This window comes from uncultured Tateyamaria sp., assembly GCF_947496075.1.
In the GTDB taxonomy this organism is placed as follows: domain Bacteria; phylum Pseudomonadota; class Alphaproteobacteria; order Rhodobacterales; family Rhodobacteraceae; genus Tateyamaria.
This window is the reverse complement of record NZ_CANMBJ010000004.1, coordinates 472,576-494,843: the sequence shown is the minus strand read 5'-3', so window position 1 is coordinate 494,843 and position 22,268 is coordinate 472,576. Positions and strand designations below refer to the sequence as shown.

Annotated in this window: 20 protein-coding genes; 8 read left to right on the top strand and 12 right to left on the bottom strand. The window is 61.6% G+C overall.

Going from position 1 to position 22,268, the window contains the following annotated elements; genetic code table 11:
• The first annotated feature begins 18 nt into the window (after positions 1 to 18).
• A complete protein-coding gene (gene pbpC / locus Q1A51_RS14890; protein WP_299601121.1) occupies positions 19 to 1,932 on the top strand; it encodes a penicillin-binding protein 1C in 1,914 nt (637 codons plus the stop codon).
• On the opposite strand, the gene Q1A51_RS14885 is transcribed toward pbpC, so the two are convergent.
• The 4 genes from Q1A51_RS14885 to Q1A51_RS14870 are packed head-to-tail and all read right to left on the bottom strand — an operon-like array spanning position 1,929 to position 8,615.
• Positions 1,929 to 3,971, bottom strand: a complete 2,043-nt coding sequence (locus Q1A51_RS14885; protein WP_299600140.1) for a hypothetical protein — start codon at positions 3,969 to 3,971, stop codon at positions 1,929 to 1,931. The genes pbpC and Q1A51_RS14885 overlap by 4 nt on opposite strands.
• Positions 3,968 to 6,733 carry a DUF4159 domain-containing protein gene (locus Q1A51_RS14880; RefSeq protein WP_299600137.1) on the bottom strand — a complete coding sequence of 922 codons (2,766 nt, stop codon included), beginning with the start codon at positions 6,731 to 6,733 and terminating at the stop codon, positions 3,968 to 3,970. The genes Q1A51_RS14885 and Q1A51_RS14880 overlap by 4 nt, the downstream gene beginning before the upstream one ends.
• Positions 6,730 to 7,611 carry a DUF58 domain-containing protein gene (locus Q1A51_RS14875; RefSeq protein WP_299600134.1) on the bottom strand — a complete coding sequence of 294 codons (882 nt, stop codon included), beginning with the start codon at positions 7,609 to 7,611 and terminating at the stop codon, positions 6,730 to 6,732. Before Q1A51_RS14875 ends, Q1A51_RS14880 begins: the two co-directional genes overlap by 4 nt.
• Entirely contained in the window at positions 7,608 to 8,615 is a 1,008-nt protein-coding gene (locus Q1A51_RS14870; RefSeq protein ID WP_299600131.1) for a MoxR family ATPase, read from the bottom strand. Before Q1A51_RS14870 ends, Q1A51_RS14875 begins: the two co-directional genes overlap by 4 nt.
• A 69-nt stretch (positions 8,616 to 8,684) precedes the next feature.
• Here Q1A51_RS14870 and Q1A51_RS14865 point away from each other — a divergent pair, with 69 nt between their 5' ends.
• From Q1A51_RS14865 to Q1A51_RS14850, 4 genes are all read left to right on the top strand, one after another.
• Positions 8,685 to 9,260: a DUF1285 domain-containing protein gene (locus Q1A51_RS14865; protein WP_299600129.1), complete on the top strand. Its 576-nt coding sequence runs from the start codon at positions 8,685 to 8,687 to the stop codon at positions 9,258 to 9,260.
• A 207-nt stretch (positions 9,261 to 9,467) separates the two neighbouring features.
• The gene (locus Q1A51_RS14860) at positions 9,468 to 10,169 is read left to right on the top strand and encodes an SDR family NAD(P)-dependent oxidoreductase (RefSeq protein WP_299600127.1); all 702 of its coding nucleotides are present in this window, start codon (positions 9,468 to 9,470) and stop codon (positions 10,167 to 10,169) included.
• A 42-nt stretch (positions 10,170 to 10,211) separates the two neighbouring features.
• The gene (locus Q1A51_RS14855) at positions 10,212 to 10,964 is read left to right on the top strand and encodes a TIM barrel protein (protein WP_299600125.1); all 753 of its coding nucleotides are present in this window, start codon (positions 10,212 to 10,214) and stop codon (positions 10,962 to 10,964) included.
• A gap of 79 nt (positions 10,965 to 11,043) precedes the next feature.
• Positions 11,044 to 11,271 carry a DUF2798 domain-containing protein gene (locus Q1A51_RS14850; protein WP_299600123.1) on the top strand — a complete coding sequence of 76 codons (228 nt, stop codon included), beginning with the start codon at positions 11,044 to 11,046 and terminating at the stop codon, positions 11,269 to 11,271.
• A gap of 276 nt (positions 11,272 to 11,547) precedes the next feature.
• Here Q1A51_RS14850 and Q1A51_RS14845 read toward each other — a convergent pair whose 3' ends face one another.
• Genes Q1A51_RS14845 through polA form a run of 5 tightly spaced genes read right to left on the bottom strand, consistent with a single transcriptional unit; the run spans position 11,548 to position 16,535 of the window.
• Entirely contained in the window at positions 11,548 to 12,213 is a 666-nt protein-coding gene (locus Q1A51_RS14845; RefSeq protein ID WP_299600121.1) for a phytanoyl-CoA dioxygenase family protein, read from the bottom strand.
• A complete protein-coding gene (locus Q1A51_RS14840; protein WP_299600119.1) occupies positions 12,206 to 12,559 on the bottom strand; it encodes an MmcQ/YjbR family DNA-binding protein in 354 nt (117 codons plus the stop codon). The genes Q1A51_RS14845 and Q1A51_RS14840 overlap by 8 nt, the downstream gene beginning before the upstream one ends.
• A gap of 3 nt (positions 12,560 to 12,562) precedes the next feature.
• Positions 12,563 to 13,270, bottom strand: a complete 708-nt coding sequence (locus tag Q1A51_RS14835) for a hypothetical protein (protein ID WP_299600117.1) — start codon at positions 13,268 to 13,270, stop codon at positions 12,563 to 12,565.
• A gap of 39 nt (positions 13,271 to 13,309) precedes the next feature.
• Positions 13,310 to 13,732, bottom strand: a complete 423-nt coding sequence (locus Q1A51_RS14830) for a hypothetical protein (RefSeq protein ID WP_299600115.1) — start codon at positions 13,730 to 13,732, stop codon at positions 13,310 to 13,312.
• A 16-nt stretch (positions 13,733 to 13,748) separates the two neighbouring features.
• Positions 13,749 to 16,535: a DNA polymerase I gene (gene polA, locus Q1A51_RS14825; protein ID WP_299600113.1), complete on the bottom strand. Its 2,787-nt coding sequence runs from the start codon at positions 16,533 to 16,535 to the stop codon at positions 13,749 to 13,751.
• Between the two features lie 104 nt (positions 16,536 to 16,639).
• Between polA and Q1A51_RS14820 the strand changes: the two genes are divergently transcribed.
• Positions 16,640 to 17,389, top strand: a complete 750-nt coding sequence (locus tag Q1A51_RS14820) for a methyl-accepting chemotaxis protein (RefSeq protein ID WP_299600111.1) — start codon at positions 16,640 to 16,642, stop codon at positions 17,387 to 17,389.
• Between the two features lie 4 nt (positions 17,390 to 17,393).
• Here the strand turns inward: Q1A51_RS14820 and Q1A51_RS14815 are convergent, their stop codons facing one another.
• Positions 17,394 to 17,570 (bottom strand): zinc-finger domain-containing protein, encoded by a 177-nt coding sequence (locus Q1A51_RS14815; RefSeq protein ID WP_299209681.1) that lies wholly within the window; start codon positions 17,568 to 17,570, stop codon positions 17,394 to 17,396.
• Between the two features lie 68 nt (positions 17,571 to 17,638).
• Positions 17,639 to 18,106, bottom strand: coding sequence for a DUF1203 domain-containing protein (locus tag Q1A51_RS14810; RefSeq protein WP_299600109.1), 468 nt, complete (start codon positions 18,104 to 18,106; stop codon positions 17,639 to 17,641).
• A gap of 195 nt (positions 18,107 to 18,301) precedes the next feature.
• On the opposite strand from Q1A51_RS14810, the gene Q1A51_RS14805 reads away from it, so the two are divergent.
• Positions 18,302 to 21,265, top strand: a complete 2,964-nt coding sequence (locus tag Q1A51_RS14805; RefSeq protein ID WP_299600107.1) for an error-prone DNA polymerase — start codon at positions 18,302 to 18,304, stop codon at positions 21,263 to 21,265.
• A 12-nt stretch (positions 21,266 to 21,277) separates the two neighbouring features.
• Positions 21,278 to 21,736: a hypothetical protein gene (locus tag Q1A51_RS14800; protein ID WP_299600105.1), complete on the top strand. Its 459-nt coding sequence runs from the start codon at positions 21,278 to 21,280 to the stop codon at positions 21,734 to 21,736.
• On the opposite strand, the gene Q1A51_RS14795 is transcribed toward Q1A51_RS14800, so the two are convergent.
• Positions 21,737 to 22,228 (bottom strand): DUF3291 domain-containing protein, encoded by a 492-nt coding sequence (locus Q1A51_RS14795; RefSeq protein WP_299600104.1) that lies wholly within the window; start codon positions 22,226 to 22,228, stop codon positions 21,737 to 21,739.
• Positions 22,229 to 22,268 lie beyond the last annotated feature (40 nt).

Below are 22,268 nucleotides of genomic sequence, written 5' to 3'. Positions count from 1 at the left end.
ATCGCACTTGCGGCCGCCATGCTGGTCGTGGCCAGCATGCATGACGCGTGGGATGCGTGGGTGGACCGGACCGTGCTGCCCACGACATTGGCCGAAACATCGGTGGAAGTGCGGGACCGGCACGGACACTTGATGCGCGCCTTCGCGGTTGAAGACGGGCGGATACGGCTGGCCGTTGCACGCGGCGGGGTCGATCCGCGGCTGACCGACATGTTGATCGCTTACGAGGACAAGAGGTTCCACACACATAATGGTGTCGATGGACGCGCGATGGCGCGGGCTGTCGGGCAGGCTTTGTCGTCGGGGCGTGTCGTCTCAGGCGGCTCTACCCTGACGATGCAAGTGGCGCGACTGCTCGAAAACTCGGGCACGGGATCCATCAAGGGCAAGCTGCGGCAGATGCGGGTGGCCTGGGCGTTGGAGCGGCGTTTGAGCAAGGACGATATCCTGCATCTCTACCTGCAACACGCCCCTTACGGCGGGCGGATCGAAGGGGTGCGCAGCGCCACGTTCACATGGTTCGGCAAGGAACCCACACGTCTGACCGAAGCGGAAGCGGCCCTCCTCGTGGCTCTGCCACAAGCACCGGAGGCGCGACGACCGGACCGCCACCCAGACACTGCCCAAGCTGCACGCGACCGGGTTCTAGCCCGCGTCGGAGCCGACCCGTCGCATACCCGTGTTCCCACACAGGCTCACGCCTTGCCCCGATTGGCCCCACACCACGCCGACGCCTTGCGTGCCGCGGATCCCGATACACAGCGGTTCAACACGACCCTGTCGATGCGCGTGCAAAAGACCATGTCCGATCTTGTCCAGATACACGCAGTGGGGCAGGTGCGGGGCGTTTCGCTGGCGCTGCTGGTCATGGATCACGAAAGCGGCGAGGTGTTGGCACGCGTAGGTGCTCCGCACTACGCCGATACCGGCGGCACACCGGGGTTCATCGACATGACACGGGCCAAGCGCAGCCCTGGCTCGACCCTGAAGCCGTTGATCTACGCGCTGGCCTTTGACCGCGGGCTTGCGCATCCCGAAACAGTCTTTGCTGACCGACCCACGCGCTTTGGCCGCTACGCACCGCAGAATTTCGACGGCGTGTTTCGGGGCGATGTTACAGCGCGGCAGGCGTTAACCTTGTCGCTCAACATCCCACCGGTTGCCCTGACCGAAGCCCTTGGCCCGGAACGGCTTATGGCAGCGCTGCGCGCACTTGGTGCCAAGCCCAAACTGCCGGGCGGGCAGGCGGGGCTTGCCGTGGCGCTGGGTGGCGTGGGCCTCAGTCTGGAAGACCTTGTAATTGTCTACAGCCACCTTGCCTCGGGTCGCGCAAACACACTGATCGCGCCGCGCGCTGCATGGCAAGTTGGTGATATCTTGCGGGGGATTGCGCCGCCGCCCGGTGCGCCATCAGGGCTGGCCTATAAAACGGGCACCTCCTACGGGCACCGCGACGCATGGGCTATCGGGTTCGACGGACGGCATGTCATCGGCGTCTGGATGGGCCGGCCGGATGGCACGCCTGTGCCCGGCGCTTTCGGCGGCGCACATGCGGCCCCGATCCTGTTCGAGGCGTTTGGTCGCCTGAAGCCACAGCTTGCACCAGCCCCGCCACCACCGCCGGACACATTGCTGCTTGCAACCGCGGATTTGCCGCTGCCCCTTCAACGCTTTGGCGCACGGATGAACACGGGCGACGGACCAGAAATGGTATTTCCGCCGGACGGCGCGCGGCTGGCGCAACACGAGGCGGTCGTAAAAGTGGCAGGCGGAGCCTTGCCCCTGACCGTTCTGGTCAACGGAGCCGTGGTCGCCACAGGGGCACGAGACCGGCAAATCACCATCGGCGCACTGGACACCGGATTTTCCGAAATAGCAGTAATCGACGCCTCGGGCCGTTCAACCCGCGCCGCGGTCGAGGTCCGACCCTAGCGCCGCCCCTCGCGTAGCCATGCGCCTATGATGAAGCCGGACGCCAGCAGCAGAACCAGCCAAGGGGGCAGCAAGCCCATCTGGCGTACATCCTGCGTTTCATAAGCGCCACGTGGTGTGATCCCGATCCAGCCGCGCCCGGCAGCGGGCCGCCCTTCGCGCACTGTTCGAATGCGCGGCGTGCCGTCCTCCAGACGTAGCACGCCACCGCGTGTGCCTTCCACCCGCGGTCTGAGCAGATCAGCGGTCGCAATTGTCGCCTCAAACTCCTTGGGGGCCGCGGGACCTAAGCCAATGACGGTTTCGGCGTCGCCATTCTCAAGACGGTAAAGGCCAATATCCGGCCCCTCATACCGCGTCTCGAACCTGCCCGGGCTGACCTCGGTCATCTCCAGTTCCACCATATTGCCGGATGGGTCGGTGATGGTCACCGGTGGCACGGTGTCGGACAGCGTGCGCCGCTCGATCCGCATCGACTGACCCGTAGCGGTGGCGGTCAGTGCCTCTTCCTCAAGCTCGGGTTCCTTCATCATCCAGTGGGCCAGACGGCGTAGCAATTCCAGTTGCGGCCCGCCGCCTTCGTACCCACGGTTCCACAACCACGCGTGATCCGATGCCAGAAGCGCCACGCGGCCTTCTTCCACCCGATCCAAGATCAGAAGTGGGCGCTCATCCACACCTTCCATCACCACGCTGCCGGACTCGGCGGCAACATCGATCTGACGCAGCCAGCGACCCCAATCACCAGCGGCAGGCAGGCCCGTGGTCACAGGGTGCTTTTGCCCCAGCTCGGACACTTGCGGGCGAAAGGCCTCCTCGAGCACACGTGCCGAGGGTTGAGCAGGCATCACCGATCCAAGGGGCGAGCGATACAGGCTGTCGGCACTGGCAAAATCCGGCCCTGCCGCGACCAGCACCGCGCCGCCGTCGCGGATGTACCGCGCCACGTTGTCGAGGTAGAGGGCGGGCAGGATGCCGCGCCGCTTGTACCGGTCAAAGATGATCAGATCGAAGTCGTCGATCTTCTCAAGAAACAACTCGCGGGTTGGGAAGGCGATCAGGGACAGCTCTCCCACAGGCACACCATCCTGTTTTTCAGGTGGCCGCAGAATGGTGAAGTGGACCAGATCGACCGAGCTGTCAGACTTGAGCAGGTTGCGCCACGTCCGCCCACCGGCATGGGGTTCACCCGACACCAGCAACACGCGCAGCCGGTCGCGCACGCCGTTGATCTGAATCAGGGCGGTGTTGTTGCGATCCGTCAGCTCTTCGTCCGCTTCGGGGACGGTGAACTGGATCACGTTGCGACCACCGTGGGGCAGACTGATGGGGAGTTCGAAGTCTTCGCCGGTGCGCACGTTGAAGCGCTGCGGCGGCGCCCCGTCGACCGAGATATCAAGCGGGGCAAGCCCGACATCAGGGGGCACAGCACCCATATCCTCGATCCGCAGGGTCAGCGTGACAGGCTCGCCAATGATGGCAAAGGCCGGGGCGTTCTTGACCAGCAAGCGGCGGTCCCAATCCGTCTCGCGCCCCGTCAGCAGCAGGTGCAATGGCGCGGGCAGATCAAGGGGCAAATCGGCGTCATGCACTTGCCCGTCGCTCAGGGCGATCAGGCCCGCAACACGGGCGCGCGGTTCTTCGGCCAGCGCGTCAGACAGGGCGGTCATCAGGCGGGTGCCTGCGTCTTCCTCTCCATCCGGGACGGTGACACGGCGCACCTCGGTGCCTTCGCGGGCGGACAGGGCGGCTTCGATTGCATCAGCGGCGGACGTCGTTTGATCAGGGCGATCCCGCAGCCTTTGGCTGGCACTTTCATCTTCGGCGACGATGACAATGTCGGACAGAGGCGCGCGGTCCTCTTGTTGCAACGATGGCCCCGCCAATGCTGCGAGCACAACAAGGGCTGCCATACCGCGCAAAGCCCAGCCGTTCAGGCCGCGCATCAGGGCCAGGACAACCCCGGCAATCGCCAAGACAGCAACAATAGCTAGCACGGGCCAAGGCAGCAGCGGATCAAACAATACCGTTCCGGTCATTGGCCCAACCGATCCAGCAAGGCAGGCACATGGACCTGATCGCTTTTGTAATTGCCGGTCAGCACATGCATGACCAGGTTCACACCAAAGCGGTAGGCCAGCTCGCGCTGCCGTTCGCCGCCAAAGCCACGGCCCACGGGTAGCATAGCTTGCCCGCTTGATGTTACCGCCCAGGCCGAGGCCCAATCATTGCCGCCGATGACCACCGGGGTCACGCCGTCGTTGAGATTGCGGAAAGGCATGCCTTCGACTTGTTCAGCACCGGGTGGCGCGGCTTCGACCCAGACCTCGCCATTCTGATGGCGACCGGGGAAATCCTGCAGCAGATAGAACGTGCGGGTCAGCACATGGTCACGGGGCACAGGCTCAAGCGCCGGAATGTCCAGGGGGGCCGCCAAATCCTGCAACTTGCGTCCGTTCGGGGTCGAGCCGCCAAAGCCCGCGACGTCGCCATCACGGGTGTCAAACAGGATCAAACCGCCGGACCGCAAATAGTCGTTCAGCTTTGTATAAGCCTCTTGCGAGGGGCGTGGCTGATCCGGTGTGATGGGCCAGTAGAGGATCGGGAAAAAGGCCAACTCGTCCGTTTCCAGATCAACGGCAAATGGCGTGGCGGGCTCAACCGATGTGCGGAAGAACAGCGTATCGGATAGACCGCGCAGACCGGCCTGCGCCACCTCGTCCACATCGCGGTTGCCGGTGACCACATGTGCCAGCACAACCTCGGCTGCGGCAGCCACTTCATCCGCGGGTTCGTTTTGTGCCTGTGCGCCGGGCGCGGTGAAACCAACCAACATCGCGGCCCCAATCAGGGCCGCCGTCGTTGCGCGGACGCGGCCCGTCAATCGCCCGGACAAGGCGAGGGACGTCAACACATCCAGCAGCAAAAGTCCGATGGCCGCAGCCAACAGCATCCCACCCAGCGGGCGTTCAGGTGCGGCAGTCAGGCCCGACACCGGCACATCGGCGGGCCATGTGGCCGGCTCTAGTGTCGCGTCGGTTGTCAGCACGTTGCGGGCCAAGGCCCGATCACCCGAGACATAGACGCCGGGCAGCAGGTTTGGCCCCGTCGGGTCGCTGACCAGTGCAGGCCCCGGCACCCCTGGCATAGCACCCGCATCGCGTAGCGCGCCAAATCCATCCATAACCACCTCCGGCGTCCAGATCGTGCCCTCCAAATCACCCGCCTCGGGCGACGAAGTGGTGGCAGAGACCGCCAGACGTTCAAGCATTTCAACAAACAGACCCGACAAGGGCAGGGACGACCATTCCGCGTTTGCGGTCACATGGAACAGTACAATCTGCCCCTGACCTTCACGCTTGCGCGTGACAAGGGGCGTCCCATCGCTCAATTCGGCAATCACGCTTTCGGCCAGCGTCGGGTCAGGCTGGGCCATGACCTGCGCTGTGATGGCGACGTCATCGGACACTGACAGGCCAAAGAAGGGTGAGTTCTCGCGGAAGGGTGCCAGCGTTTTGGGCGATCCCCAACTCATGGCCCCACCGACGCTCCTGCCTCCAGCACGCAGGCGCACCGGCATCAGAGGGTCCTGTTCACCGCGGCTGATGTCGCTGGCCGCCACACGCGGACCGGCAAAGCGCAACAGCAATCCGCCTTGATCCACCCATTCAAGGATTGTCTGTGTTTCGCCATCCGACAGCGTGGCGACATCCGCCAGCACGATCACATCCGGATTTGCAGGCAACACATCGCTCAATGCCCCACGCAACAGATCTGCATTGGGCGCAAGGGCGCGCTCAAGGTAGTGTAGGGGCGACAACAGCTCCAACCCTTCGCGTCCCTCGCGGCCTGCTATCAGGGCAATCTCGCGGCGGCGCAGGCTGTCATCAACCAATGTGACGGCACCGGCAGAGCGAGCATTTGCAATCTCGAAACGGGTGACGCGTGCACGCAGTTCAGCTGGAAGAGATAAAGACGCCGTTGCCGTGGTTGCACCTGTATCAAAGACCGCATTGGCGCGAGCCAGAATGGTCGCGTTCCCCGCGGGGTCGCGGCCCTGCGCCAGAATACCAACCGTGCGCTCAGGGCCATCGTCAGCCCGCACGGCAGTTACTTCCACAAGACCGTCCGCATATGTGGCGGGCGTTAATGCGGTGATGGCAGTTGCGCTTTGCACCACCCGCACTGGTCCTCTTGCCTGCAAGGCCGACAGCAGGTCAGGACGCGCCGGGTAGTTGAGCGCATCACTGAACCAAACGGTTTCAAAGCTGCCTTCGGGCAGGACGGCCACAATGTCGGCCGCATCTGCGGGCTGCCACGGCGACGGAGCCAGACCGGGCAGCGTTGCCGAAAGCGCATTCGCAGCCCGGAAGACGGGCTGTTCAGGATCGGCAAAGTCCAGTAGCGCCACCTGCCGCCCGTTGGCGCCTGCGCGACGCAGCTGGGCATCCAGTGCTTGGACAAGCCGCGGCCACCGCGCGGCACCGGCCCAGCTGCCATCTACGGCCACGAGCAACGGCCCTTCAACCGCTGTGCCGTCATCCTCAGGGTTCAGCACTGGTCCAGCAAGGCCGATGATCATCGCGGCCACGGCCAGCATCCGGATCAGCAAAAGCCACCACGGGGTGCGGTCCGACACGGTTTCGTCGTCTTGCAAGCCGAGCAGCAAGGCCACGCCGGGAAAGCGCTGGCGGATCGGAGCAGGTGGGATCGCGCGCAGGATCAGCCACAGGATCGGTAGCGCGATCAACGCCACCAGCAACCACGGGGCAGCAAAGCCGACAGGGCCAAACACGGTCATGGCCGCGCCCGTCCTGCATCCAGTGCGCGCCACAGCCACAACAGGCCCGATTGTGCAGGCGTGTCGGTGTGGTGCAGACCATATTGCCAGCCGGCAACGGAACACAGGTGCTGCAATTCGGCCTTCCGTTCGGCAAGGCGTTCCAGATACCTATCCTTCAGGTCAGACGCCTTGAGTGTTTCATGTTCCAGCGTCCCGCCCACGCTTTCAAAGATGGTGCGCCCCCGAAAGGGGAACGCCTCTTCCGTTGGATCAAGGACATGCAGCAGCACGCCACGCACACCCCGGTCGGCGGCTTTGGTCAGCGCGGTTTTGACATCGTCGATATTGCCCATGAAATCCGAGATGAACACGGCGCGGGCATGCGGGATCATCGCCCGGTGTTCCGGCGGGGCGTAGTCTTCCTCGGCATCCTCGGTGAACATCTCGGCCAGCCGCAACACCTGCGTATTGCCCCGGCGGGGCGGCAGACGGGTTCCGGTCAGGCCCACGCGCTCTCCACCGCGGATCAGAAGGATCGCGGTGGCTAAGCCCAGGACACGGGCGCGCTCGGCTTTGGTTGGCAAATCGTTGTTTGAGGCAAAGCGCATCGCTGCCCCCTGATCGACCCACAGCATCACAGATTGCGCAATCTGCCACTCGCGCTCTCGCACGAACTGCACATCACCCATGGCGCTGCGGCGGTGGTCGATCAACCGGCGGCTGTCGCCGATCTGGGCCGGTCTGTATTGCCAGAAATCGTCACCCATCCCCGCACGACGCCGACCGTGGTCTCCCAACAGAACGGCGCCCGCCAACTGTTCGGCCCGGGCCAGCAGCGCAGGCAGGCGGGCCGCTTGCGTTTCGGCCTTTTCGCGCAGGGCGAGGGGGGTGATCACGCGGCGGCTTCCTTGCGGCTGAGACCGGCGGCGGTCTCTTCGATCAGGTCAGACAGGCTGTCGCCGCGCGCACGGGCCGCGAAGTTCAATGCCATCCGGTGGATCAGAACAGGGCGGGCCATGTCGATGACATCTTCCGCCGAGGGGGCCAGACGACCCTGCAAAAGCGCGCGGGCGCGGACGGCCAGCATCAAGGCTTGGGCCGCACGGGGGCCGGGCCCCCAGGCGACCGTCTCGCGTACCTTGTCGGACGCATCGGCCTCACCCGGCCGGAAGGCCCGCACCAGGTCCAGGATCATCTCGACCACGCTGTCCCCGATGGGCATCCTGCGCAGCAGGGTTTGGGCCGCCAGCAATTCTTCGCCGGTGAATACGGCGGTTGATTGCGCGTCCTCTGTCCCGGTGGTGGCAATCAGGATATCTTTTTCTGTCTCGCGGTCGGGATAGAGTACATCGATCTGGACAAGGAAGCGGTCCAGCTGCGCTTCGGGCAGCGGGTACGTGCCTTCCTGCTCGATCGGGTTTTGCGTTGCCAACACGTGGAACGGTGTCCCCAAGGGGCGGTCCTGTCCGGCTACAGTCACTGTCTTTTCCTGCATCGCCTGCAACAGGGCGGACTGGGTCCGGGGCGAGGCGCGGTTGATCTCATCCGCCATCAAAAGCTGGCAGAACACCGGACCCGGTACAAAGCGGAAAGCACGTGTCCCATCCTCGGCTGTGTCCAAAACTTCCGATCCAAGAATGTCCGCTGGCATCAGGTCCGGGGTGAACTGGATGCGGTTGCCGTCCAGCCCCATGACCGTGCTGAGTGTCTCGACCAGACGTGTCTTGCCCAGACCGGGCAGACCGATCAGCAGGCCGTGGCCGCCGCACAGCAGCGCGGTCAAGGTCAGGTCCACGACCCGTTCCTGCCCGATGAAGCGCTTGGTGATCGAGGCCTTGGCCTCTGCCAGCTTGTTGCCCAGCGTCTCGATTTCGGCAACAAGGTCCTCTGCTTCGGTCATGACATCTCTTCCATTCGGGATATATATTTCTGTACCAACCTATTCCCTCAATTGAGAATGGCAAAACATATGAGCGGACAAAAAACCGTGACACCGGATGCAGATGGCCTTGTGGCGTCGATCACTGCTGCAAAAACACGCGGATTGCCGCCGGTACACCTTTGGAATCCACCCTTTTGCGGTGATCTGGACATGCGGATCGCACGGGACGGCACGTGGTTCTATCAAGGGACGCCCATAGGGCGACCGGGTCTGGTCAAGTTGTTTTCGTCCATTCTGAAGCGGGAGGAGGGGAAGTATTTTCTTGTTACTCCGGTTGAGAAGGTGGGAATCACCGTCGATGACGCCCCGTTTGTCGCCATCGATTTCGAGGCTGAAGGGACCGGTGAGGCGCAGGTGCTGACCTTTGTGACCCATGTGGATGATGTGGCTGTGGCCGGTCCGGATCATCCGATCCGCGTTGAACGCGACCCGGAGACTGGCGAACCGTCACCCTATATCCTGATCCGGGCGGACCTTGAGGCGTTGATCGACCGCAAGAGTTTTTATCGGCTAGTTGACCTTGGCAGCCATCACGATGGGTGGTTCGGGGTGTGGTCACAGGGCCAGTTCTTCGGAATCATACCATCGAACGAGTTGCCCTGACGGGCGGGGCGCAGGACACCTGCGCCTTACATTTTTTCCAGTGCGCACTCCAACCATCCACCTGTAAGGCGGAGGTGACCTCCGCCTTACCGCATGCACATTCAGTGTGCAGAAGGGCCTACTGGCCGACCGCACCAATCCGCGCCATCTTTTGCACGTAAGGCGGACGTGCCGTCCGCCGCACCCTTTGTCAGCAGGAGCAAGAAGATGACCCAAGGCACAGCAGTTATCATTGGTGCGGGCAGTGGCTTGTCCGCATCTGTTGCACGCCAACTTCACGCGCGAGGGCACGATCTGGTTCTGGGCGCGCGCAACACCGACAAGCTGGCCGCTCTTGCATCGGAAACCAATGCCCGCACCGTGGCTATCGACGGCAGTGACCCTGATCAAATGAACGCCCTTTTTGACGCGATCGAGACCCCGCTCCGTGTTGCCGTCTACAATCCATCGGCACGTCAGCGCGGGCCCATCACGGAGCTTGATCCCGAGGAGGTGCGTCGCGCTGTCGAGGTTACCGCCTTTGGGTCTTTCCTGATGGGGCAAGCTGCTGCGCGGATCATGCAGGATCAGGAGGAACAGGACGGCAAACGCGGCACCATTCTGTTCACTGGCGCTTCGGCCGGTGTCAAAGGCTTTGCCCAGTCCGCGCCCTTTGCCATGGGTAAGTTCGCACAACGGGGTCTTGCCGAATCCATGGCGCGCGAGCTGCATCCCAAGGGGGTTCATGTGGCTTGGGTCAACATCGACGGCGGCATTTCCAATACGGCGCGCACCGAGCGTACAGATGATGGAACGGACAAGATGCTGGACCCTGACGCAATCGCGACAGCCTATATGCAGCTGATCGACCAGCACCGGTCGACATGGTCAAACGAGTTGAGTTTGCGCCCTTGGGTCGAACGCTTTTGATCGCGCTGGAATGCTCAACAACTGCGCGCTAGGTTCCGCGACATGCCTCGGTTTGCTGCCAACCTGACATATCTGTGGGCGGAATTGCCCTACCTTGATCGGTTCGATGCGGCGGCCGAGGCCGGGTTCGCCGCTATTGAGGTGCAGCAACCCTATGATGTGCCTGCGCCTGACACCCTGGCAGCCTTGAACCGCAACGGGTTGCAGATGGTGTTGCTGAATGCACCTGGGCCAAACTACACGGGCGGCGCGCGTGGATTTGCGGCTGTGCCCGGGGGCGAGAGACGGTTCGATTATGACATGCGTCGGGCAGTGCGTTACGCGCAGACGCTTGGGGCGTCTGTCATTCACGTGATCACCGGCGATGGCGCTGGTGATGCGGCCAAAACAACACTAATCGGCAATCTGAAACGGGCTGCAGCCACGTTGCCGGAAGGTCTCACGATGACGCTTGAGCCGCTCTGTGGCGAAAGTCATCCCGGCTATTTCTTGAACAGTTTTGCGCTGGCTGCCGAAGTGATCGACGCTGTGGGTGGGTCAAATATCGGTCTGCAGTTTGACAGCTATCACGCCCAGCAGATTACCGGCGACGCGCTGGGTGCCTTCGAGGCGATGCAGCCCCTTATCCGGCACATCCAGATCGGGGATGCGCCGGGACGGGTTGCGCCCGGAACCGGGAGCATCGATTTTCCAGCCTTGTTCGAAGCCATCGACGCCAGCGGGTACGACGGTTGGGTCAGCGCCGAATACCGCACGTATGGGCGCACAGATAAAACACTGGGCTGGATGCGCTGACCCTGTGCGCCGGTGCAGAATTGCGCTTTGGCGATTTGCGTCACAGTTTGCTGCCCGGTGATGAAGAAGGAGCCGTATCATGATCCCAGCCCGCTACGCGCATATTGCTTTTGGCTTTGTCCTGAGTGGCATGATGTCGTTCCTCGTATCCGGAATTTCGACGTTCCTGGCCGTTGGTGCTGTTGCGGGATTCGTTGGCCAATGGATTGGCGCGTGGTTGCCCAGTTGGGCCGTCGCCTTTCCCATTGTGCTGGTGGTGGCGCCCGTCGCGCGGCGGTTTGTGGCGTCAATAACGCGACCGGACTAGGGTTTGTCCCCGCGGGGACAGGCTGTTCGGTCCGTTTGCGTGATTTCAAGGCTTTTGCGATTTCCGCGCATTTTCAGATGATTGGGTTTGCGCGCGGCTTGATACCGCATGTTAACCACTGAAAACGCACAATGGTGCGCGAAGGGGGCGCGGCTTTCAAATTGCAAGGCAACGGAACGTTTCTTTGCCAAAGATGTGGGCCACCCAAACAATGAACGGGCTTGTTGGATGAACCCGTCGATATGGAATTTCAACTCGCCCCATCCATGCGGATTTTCAAGCAACCCGCGCCCAAGCCAATGGGGGTGGCAGGCGTTCCATTGCGAAATCCACCCTGAGCACGCGCCGCGGCGCCGGGATTTTGGCGGGCCGAGACCTGTGCAGAATATTTATGTTCAAAACCAACACGTCGCCCGGTGCAGCATGTTCACACTCGACATGTGCCGTGGGTTGCTTTGACTCGGTCAGGTGACTGCCGGGGCAGAACTCCATACCGCCTGACGCGGGTGTCGCTTTGCTCAGGAAGATACGGGAGAACAAGACCTTGGAAAGGATTTGTGCTGGCGGTTTGCAGTGCCAGATGCCCGATTTCCTTGACCAGTTGTCGAAACCGGGCACGTCTGCGCGATCCTGTACCGCGATGATTTGATCCCGGTGCCAGCCGACACCCCAGTTCGCATCTGGCGTTTTGGAAAAGGCGACGGCGCGCGTTGCCTCGACCGGCCCGAACAATTGGGCCAGTGCCGAAAGGAGAGTGCCATGCGGACCAAGGACTGCGCGAAGGTCTGTTTGTGCTCGCGTGATCCGTCCACCGGGCCTCTCGTCTTCGCACATGACATCGTTCAGGAGGTCGAGGTCAGCGCCAGAAAGGACACCGCGGAGCCAAAGAAAGCCGGTTGTTTCAAAGCCGTGCCGGAGGGCGTTGGCCTTTGGGTCAACCATTGTCGGCATCCCACTGCGTCAGGAACCGTTTTGGTGCCATGTCCCGCCACGTTCTGCGCAAGCGTGCTTCGGCCCAATCCGGATCGATCCTACCCGCTGCGACAAGGATGCAGCCGTGCTTGGCGTAATGGGGGTGCAGGACGAACGTGTCGGGGTCGGCTTGCATCAGCATCTCGCGTTCGTCGATGCTGCCCTTGAAGATGGCGGCGTCCACGTAGGGCGACCACCATGTCCACAACTTGCCATGGGCCTTTAGGGCTTCGTTGCCCCAGCTTGTTGCGACTTCGACTTTAGGCAAGCCCAATGAAAGGCCAAGAGTTTTGAGGTCTTCCCAAGTGTGGATCATGGTTTAACCTTTACCGTGCAAGGCATCCCGCAAATTATGCATGTCGTCTTGCCGGTTTCGCAGCAGTTTGAATGCTTTTTTGACCAGCCTTGCTGACCGGAATGGTAACCCACCGTCACGGGTGTTGCTGTCAGGATCTGTCAGCAAAAGAAACACGGCATAGGCAAAGGCACGCGTTTCTTGTCTGAGGTAACCTTGCCACCCGGCTTCTTCCGCGCCTTGCATTTGTAGCGCGCCGAAGCCTGTCGTGATGCAGTACAAATCGGTTGAAAGCTCCTCGGCCTCTGGTCCGCCGGGCATGTCGAGCGCGGTCATGTGCAGGCGGTGGTGCATCACTTCGTGCACGAGTGTGGACAGGAAGGCGCGCCTTTGGGTGATGGTTTCAGGATCATAGGTAATGAGAGCCTGCGTGCCGTCGCTTTGCCAGGTGCCGCCAACAGAGGACAATTGCCCGTATTGATGCCGGTACTCTGCAGGCAGACCGTTCAACGGTGCGGCGACGATATCCTGATTTTCGATGCCAAGGTGCTTCTGGATGGCGTGGATCAGCGCCTGCGCGACCTCTTGATGAGGGCCATTCGGTGCCGGGAAGTTGGACTTGGTCACATGGATGGCGCGCGTGTTGGGTGTGAGCAGTTGGTTGTCGATGGCCCAGAAGAACGAGTCGATGACCCAGTCTTGGGTGTCTTCGTCTATGCGCAGGCCGAACATGGTATTTCCGAAGTAGTGGGTGCCACGCCTATCGTGAACTTACGGGGCGGGCGGGATTGCTTGCAGATCGGGTGCCACGAAGGCGGCGCGCGCTGCGTCGGAGAACAGGGTATCTTTGTGGTAGTGCGTCAGCATGATCTGCGTGTCGAGCAGGCGGTCATCCTGTTTCAGGAAGCTGTCGAAGGAGGCGGCTGGCGTCGCCTTGTCCATGAAATAGGCGACGGCCATCAGCCACGAGCGGGTGAGTGTCTCGTGGTATTTGTCTGCAGGTACGCCGTTGCTTTTCAGGAACGCGTGGAGCGCTACGCGCATCCGGGGCATGGCGGCATCGACCGGCCCTTCGCAGAGGTAGACATAGGCCAGTCGCAGGTGGGCGCGGTGGTTGAAGTCATCCGGCGCGACGCACCCTGCTTCGAACTGGTCGCGGAAGGTCAGGTCCTCCGGTGCAGGCATCATGGTCATGTTGGGCTCCTTTCCGTCAATGCGCTTCGGCCCAGTTTTGCCCCTGACCCGCATCCACCGTCAACTTCACGTCGAGATGCACAACGGGGTCATTGGCGCTTTCCATGACCTCCTTTGCCACGCCGATCAGGTCGTCGACTGCGGCGTCTTCCACTTCAAAGAGGAGTTCGTCGTGCACTTGCAGCAGCATAGCGGCAGGTATGTCCTTGATCGCCTCGGGCATGCGGATCATGGCACGGCGGATGACATCTGCGGCGGTGCCTTGGATGGGTGCGTTGATCGCGGCGCGTGCGGCGAAGCCTGCGCGTGGACCTTTGGACGCGATCTCGGGCGTGTGGATCTTGCGCCCGAACAGCGTCTGGACGTAGCCGTGTTCCTTGGCGAATGCCTTGGTGTCGTCCATGTAGGTGCGGATGCCGGGGAAGCGTTCGAAATAGCGGTCGATGAAGCCCTGTGCTTCGGACCGCGGGATGCGCAGGTTGCGCGCAAGGCCGAAGCCCGAGATGCCGTAGATGACGCCGAAGTTGATCGCTTTGGCCTGGCGCCGGATCTCGGGCGTCATTTCGTCCAGCGGCACGTCGAACATTTCCGAGGCGGTGAGCGCGTGGATGTCGATGTTGTCGGCGAAGGCCTGTTTCAGTTCCGGGATATCCGCGATGTGGGCGAGGATGCGCAGCTCGATTTGGGAGTAGTCGAGGGCTACGAGGGTTTTGCCGGGTTCGGAGACGAACGCCTCGCGGATGCGGCGCCCTTCCTCGGTCCGGATCGGGATGTTTTGCAGGTTCGGGTCAGTTGACGCCAGCCGCCCGGTGGAGGCACCGGCGATGGAGTAGGATGTGTGCACGCGGCCCGTGTCCTTGTTGATGTGATCCTGCAGCGCGTCGGTGTAGGTGGATTTCAGTTTCGACAGTTGCCGCCAGTCCAGCACGCGGGCGGGCAGCTCGTGTTCGGTCGCGAGGTCTTCGAGTACGTCGGCGCCTGTGGCATAGGCCCCGGTCTTGCCCTTCTTGCCACCTTCGATGCTCATTTCATCGAACAGGATTTCGCCGAGTTGCTTGGGGGAGCCCACGTTGAATTTTCGGCCTGCGAGTTCGTAGATTTCATCCTCGAGCCCTGCCATTTTTTGCGCGAAGGCGTTGGACATGCGCGAAAGCGTGTCACGGTCGACCTTGATGCCGGAGCGTTCCATGCCCGCTAGCGTGTGGACCATGGGGCGTTCGAGCGTTTCGTAGACCTTGGTGACTTGCGCCCGGTGCAGTTGCGGTTTGAAAAGCTGCCATAGACGCAGAGTGATGTCGGCGTCCTCAGCGGCGTATTTCACGGCGTCTTCGAGCGGGACTTGGTCGAAGGTTTTGGCCGACTTGCCGGACCCTAGCAGCGGTTTGATCGGGATCGGCGTGTGGCCAAGATAGCGTTCGGACAGCGTATCCATGCCATGATTATGCAGCCCGCCATGCATTGCGTAGGACAGCAGCATTGTGTCGTCGATGGGCGCCACGTGGATGTTCAGACGCGCAAAGATCTTGGCGTCGTATTTCATGTTCTGGCCGATCTTGAGGATGCTATCGTCCTCAAGCACGGGTTTCAGCATCTCAAGCGCCTGTTCGAAGGGCATCTGCCCTTCCGCCAGATCGTCGGAGCCAAAGAGGTCATCGCCGCCCTGTTTATGTGTCAGCGGGATGTAACATGCGTGACCCGGGTTCACAGAGAGAGAGATGCCCACGAGGTCAGCAATCATTTCATTAAGGCCGGTCGTTTCGGTGTCGATGGCGACGTATCCGCGTTCATAGATCAGGTCGATCCAGGTTTGCAGTTGGTCGGCGTTCTGCACGTGCTCGTAGGTTGCATCGTCAAAGCTGGGCGCGTCGGGTGCGTCCTGCGCCGCAGGTGCCGGCTCCTTGATCTCGGGCGCTTCGACGCCAAGCTGATCGGCGATGCGCTTGGTGAGGGTGCGGAACTCCATTTCCGCGAGGAACGGCATCAGTTGATCCGGTTTCGGGTCCTGCACTTCGAGGTCATCGAGCGTGAAGTCGAGGGGCGTCTTTTCGTCGAGTCTCACAAGGTCTCGCGACAGGCGGATCTGGTCGGCGTGGTCGATCAGGGTCTGGCGGCGTTTGGGCTGCTTGATTTCTTCGGCACGTTCGAGCAGTGCGTCGAGGTCGCCGTATTCATTGATGAGCAGGGCTGCCGTCTTGACCCCAATACCAGGCGCGCCGGGTACGTTGTCGACGCTGTCGCCCGCAAGAGCCTGCACATCCACCACACGCTCGGGGTAGACGCCGAATTTCTCGAACACACCGTCGCGGTCGATGCGGCTGTTCTTCATGGCGTCCAGCATTTCGACGCCACCGCCCACAAGCTGCATCAGGTCCTTGTCCGAGCTGATGATGGTGACGCGGCCTCCGGCCTCGCGCGCCTGCACGGACAGCGTGGCGATGATGTCGTCGGCCTCATACCCCTCTTTCTCTTTGCAGGCGATGTTGAAGGCTTCGGTCGCCGTGCGGGTCAGCGGGATTTGGGGGCGCAGATCCTCTGGCATCGCCTCTCGGTTGGCCTTGTACTGGTCGTACATATCGTTGCGGAAGGTGTGGCTGCCCTTGTCAAAGATAACGGCGACATGGGTGGGTGCGTCGGGGCCGTGGTTCCCTTCGACATACTTGTAGAGCATGTTGCAGAACCCGCTGACGGCCCCGATGGGCAGGCCATCGGACTTGCGGGTCAGCGGCGGGAGCGCGTGGTAGGCGCGAAAGATGAAGGCCGAGCCATCGATCAGATGCAGGTGACATCCCTTACCAAACGCCATGTTTATCGCCCCCTTGGTGTCTTGCTGTTCAGGTGATGTGCCACGATTCCGGAATAGGGGAAAGCACAAGCGTTTTGTTAACCCGGATTTGCCACAAGTCGGATATGACAGCGATGAACCGTTTGGCTGATATCACCGATGTTCTGGGGCAGCAGTTGGGGGCGACTGGTATTGCCGCCCGTGTCGAACTTTTGCGCGCCGTGGATATGATCCGGTCCCATTGTGCCCGGGCGACTTTGTACTGCGCCGCTGGGCTACTGTTCGATGATCCGCGGGATCGTGAGGCCTGTATTGCCGGTATAGGCCGTGCCATGCCGGGGGCGCATGCAGGCGTGCGCCTTTTGTCTGGTGATGAGGTTGAGCCCGGCATTGATCCCGTTGCGCTTGCGTGGCTGCGCGACACCGTGGCTGACATGCCGGACAGTATTGCACAGATGGGTCATTTCGTGGCCGCCGTATCAGACCTGGCAAAAGCTTTTGCCAATGAAACGTGCAAGCCTGATGATGTGCGCGAGGTCACGCGCTTTGCAGCAGGTGCGTTCAACGAGCACTTTGCGAAATTGGTCAATCGGTTGAGCGAACACTTGCACAGTGATCGGATCGTCCGACGTGCAACTGCAAACCAGACAGGCGCAGATGCCCGCACTGCTCTGCGCGAGATCAGTGAGATTTCGCGGAACGTCGGCCTCATTGCCATCAACGCATCAATTGAGGCAGCGCATGTTGGTGAACAGGGGCGTGGCTTTGCCGTTATCGCAACGGAAATCCGCGAGCTTTCAGAAAAGATCGAGCAGGCCAACACGCGTGTGCAAGCCCAGGTTGATGCGTTGATCCATCAGGTGATCGACGACTGAGCGCTTAGCTTTCTGCCTCGTCCGCATAGACATATTTGCAGTCGCAATAGGGGCATTCGACCCATCCGGTGTCTTCCGGAATCTGCAGCCAGACCCGGGGGTGTCCCAGGGGCCCTTCGCTCCCGTCACAGGCCACGCGGTGGGTGTGGACCGTCTTGGTTTCGGGCGCGTCGATCGGCATGTTGGCTATCCTTGGCTGGGGCGCGTGCGCCCGCGTTTATGGGCCAAGGCAGCAGACCGCACAAGGGGTTACGCGTCGCGATCGATGCGTGTCTGGTAACAATTGTTGCGGGCAGAACGCACGTGGATATAGGCGACGTCCGGGTCCGCAAAGATCGCGGCCACGCGGGTCTGAATGTCGGGCGTTGGCGTGATCGTTCCGGTTCCATAGACGATGCGGTCGTCCGCTGAATATCCTTTGACAAGGTAGTCGGGTGAAGTGGTGAGGATGTCCGGTAGATCAGTACCCCCACCACGGGCACATTCATCTGCACACAGAAAGATGGGTCCAACCTCCGCATAGGGATGGGCGCCATCAAAGGGTTTGTGAGCGAGGACCAGCATTTCTGACCCCGCAGGGATGTTGCGCAGGCAGTGGCGACAGGGGTTGGCACCGCCGTCCGAGATTTTGCGTTCGGGCGGATTGCCAAAAGCATCCGGTCCGCCAGCGCGGTAGGTTTGGACGAGGTCGGTGGGCAGGGCTGTGAATTTAGGCATATGATGTCTCCTTGCGCCGATCCTGCACCGGGTGATTGGCACGAAGCGACCCGAATGCTGTGCAATAGAGGGGCTTCTCTGGTTCAAAAACCCCGGAGAGTCCGCATGACGAAGCAGCCCCTAAAATCCAATCGTTCAAATGAGAACAAAAAGTGAATATACTGTCCCCCTGCTGTCACCGAATCTGCCATTCTCATGTTCTGCGAACTGTCGATCACATCGAATTTCACCTTCCTCACCGGGGCGTCCCACCCCGAGGAGTATGTGAATCGTGCCGCCCTGTTGGGGATGGAGGCGATTGCGATTGCAGATGACAACTCGGTTGCGGGGATCGTGCGGGCCCATACGCAGGCCAAAGCCATTGCGCGCAGCGTGAAGGAGCGGCGGGATTTTGACACCCTCCATGGTCTGATCGGTCCTCCAAAGCCTGATCATGTCCCTGCACCGCCCAGCGTACCGATCACGGTGGTGCCGCGCCTGATCCCGGCAGCCCGGTTGCTGTTCAGCGATGCCCCTCCGATCACAGCCCTGCCCGTTGACCGGCAAGGTTGGCGCAGTCTTTGCCGGATCATCTCCAAGGGACGGCTGCGTGCTGAAAAAGGAGAGTGTGACCTTCAGTTAAGCGACCTCGAAGAGTTTGCCGAAGGTCTGCACCTGCTTCTGTGGCCAGAGGCGCAGGGCGGCGCGGTTGATTGGATGCAAACAGCGCGACGGTTGACGCGCCGCTTTGCTGGAAACATCCAGGTGCTGATGTCCCCGCGCTATGATGGGCGCGACACGGTCCGCTTTGATCGGCTGGCGGATCAGGCGCGGATGTTGGGATTGCCCACCCTCGCCTCGGCTGCCCCCCGCATGCATCACGGCGCGCGGCGCAAGCTGGCGGATGTGGTCAGTGCCATCCGTCTCAAGTGTCGCGTCGATGCGCTGGGCCGTGCGGCCCTTAGCAACGGGGAGGGGCGGCTGCGGAGCGAGGCCGAGATGCTGCGCCTGTTTGCCGGACATGAAGAGGCGGTGCATCGTGCGGGGCAACTGGCGGACAGCCTGACCTTTTCGCTCGACCAGTTGCGCTATGAATACCCGTCGGAAATCACCAGGAATGAAACGCCCAGCCAGCGGCTGAACCGGCTGGCCTATGAAGGGTTGAAATGGCGCTATCCCGGCGGGGCGCCAGAGAAAGCCAAGACGCTTCTACGTCATGAACTCGCCCTGATCGCCAAGTTGAAATACGAACCCTATTTCCTGACCGTCCGCGACATCGTCCACTTTGCGCGCAGCCGTGGCATCCTGTGTCAGGGCCGGGGTTCGGCCGCCAATTCGGTGGTGTGTTATTGCATGGGCATCACTTCGGTCAGTCCCGAGATGGGCACGATGGTGTTTGAACGTTTCGTGTCCGAAGCCCGCGATGAGCCGCCTGACATCGATGTCGACTTTGAACACGAACGGCGTGAAGAGGTGATCCAGCACATTTACGAGCGCTATGGCCGCCACCGCGCGGGCCTGTGCGCCACGGTCGTGCATTACCGCGGCAAGCGTGCCATCCGCGAGGTGGGCCGCGCCATGGGTCTGACCGAGGATACGATCAGCGCCCTCAGCTCGCAGCTTTGGGGGTTCTTTTCCACCAAGGGGCTAGAGGCGGAACGGATGGCCGAGATCGGCCTTGATTTCCGCGACCGGCGCCTGCGGCAGACCATTGAACTGGTTTATGAAATCAACGGCTTTCCCCGGCACCTGTCCCAGCATGTGGGCGGGTTCATCGTGACCGAGGGGCGGTTGGACGAGTTGGTGCCAATCGAAAACGCCACGATGGAGGATCGCACGGTCATTTGCTGGGACAAGGATGACATCGACAGTCTTGGCATCCTGAAGGTCGATGTGCTGAGCCTTGGGATGCTGACCTGTATTCGCAAGGCCTTTGACCTGCTGAAGATGCATCACCAGCAAAGCTACACCCTTGCGACCCTGCCAAAAGAGGACCCGCGCGTGTACGACATGCTGTGCAAGGCAGACAGCATCGGCGTATTCCAAGTGGAAAGCCGTGCGCAGATGAACTTTCTGCCCCGGATGCGGCCCCGGAATTTCTATGATCTGGTGATCGAGGTGGCGATCATCCGGCCCGGCCCCATTCAGGGCGACATGGTGCATCCTTACATCCGGCGTAGGAACGGGGAGGAGGAGGTGTCCTTTCCATCGGATGAACTCGGTCAGGTGCTGGGCAAGACGTTGGGTGTGCCGTTGTTCCAAGAGCAGGCCATGCAGATCGCCATTGTTGGGGCGGGCTTTACCCCCGATCAGGCGGACCGGCTGCGGCGCTCACTTGCCACCTTCAAGAAGCACGGAAGTGTTAGTGAATTCCGTGCGCTGTTCCTGCATGGCATGCGCAAGAACGGTTATGAGGATGACTTTGCCGAGCGGTGTTTTTCCCAGATCGAAGGGTTCGGCAGCTATGGCTTTCCCGAAAGCCATGCAGCCAGTTTCGCGCTGCTGGTCTATGCGTCGAGCTGGATCAAGTGCCACCATCCCGGCATCTTTGCCTGTGCACTGCTGAACGCGCAGCCCATGGGCTTCTATGCGCCCGCCCAGATCGTGCGGGATGCGCGCGAACACGGGGTCGAGGTGCGCCCCATCTGTGTGAACGCGAGTTTCTGGGACAATACGATGGAGCCTGATGGCAGGGGGGGCTTGGCCCTGCGGTTGGGATTTCGGCAACTCAAGGGGATGAGCGAGGAGGACGCCAGCTGGCTGACTGCGGCGCGCGGGAATGGCTACCGCTCTGTGCGGGACGTGTGGCGGCGTGCGGGGTTGGGGCCTGCCGTGATCGTGCGGTTGGCCGAGGCGGATGCCTTTGCCACTGCAGGCATCAACCGCCGTGAGGCGCTTTGGGAGGCGAAGGCCATTGTCCCCGGATCCGCCTTGCCCCTGTTCTCCACAGACCTGGATGGTGAGGTCGTGGATGAGCCTGCGGCCCTGCTGCCCGAGATGACGCTGGGCGAAGAGGTGGTGGAGGATTATGTATCGACGCGCTTGACCCTCAGGGCGCATCCCGTGGGCCTGCTACGCCATATCCTGACGCCCGGCGCAGCCCCCGTTGAGGTATTGCCGACGACGCAGGCCGCCCCCGATCTGTCCAAGATCAGTTTTACCCGCGGCAACCCGGATTGAAGGAACCTCACAATGACAGCACTCACCGACTACAAGGCCGCATCCGGTACGTTTGTTCCCGTGTGGACACTTGAAATCCAGACCCTGCCTGAAGACACGGATCGCATTCTGGATGCGGTGATGGCCGTGCATCCGTTGGGATATGGTCGATATCAGCGCAACGCCAGCATCTCGGCCGTCGGAGCAGAGACGGCGCAACCTGAACCCGGATCGACGACGACATCCCATGTGGAGGGGTTCGAGGCTGGTGGGACCGAGACCTATCCCATGGTCGAGTTGAAAATTTCCATCGAGCGCGATGTGGCGGTGCTGGCAAAAGTGATGGATGCCGTTTTGGAGGTCCATCACTACGAAGAACCCGTGATTTTCCTGCGCGAGGATTGGGCGAGCCGTGCCGCCTATGATCCGAACAACGACAATCCCCATCGTTGGTGGAACAATGGGCGTGGCCTGCCAGATCGCATCACGTAATCAATCGGGCTGAGCAAACCGGGTTTGCAAGGTAAATGCCTGTTCGGTCGGCCCGTTCTGCCGCAACAGGTGCAGACGTTCCCAACCCTCATCAAGGCTGACCCGCGTGCCCTTTGGCGCCCACCACATCACCATTGTCGGCCCTTCTGACCGATCCACCCAATCGCGCAGGGATTTCATCCCCTCACGGTGAAGCGTATCGCGGTAGGCAAAGCGGTGCATTGCATGCACGTCACGCCATCCGGCCATGGTCAGGATGTGAAAGTTATCCTCGGTCTGATCTGTTTGCAGGGCGAGCAAATCCCCCATGTCGCCATAGGTTCCGTCCGGCATGCGCGCGCCGTGATTGTGCCAAAACATCCCGTCATCGGCCTTGGCCCGGGCAAAGACCAAGGGCAGTTGACCGAAGAAGTACTGCGCATGGGGATGGCTGGCGCTGAACGGGCCAACCGGGCGCACGACATTCAAGTGCACCAGCATGTGTTCGCTCATTCCTTTACCCCCGTGCGTCGGAAGCCTAGTGCGTCGCATG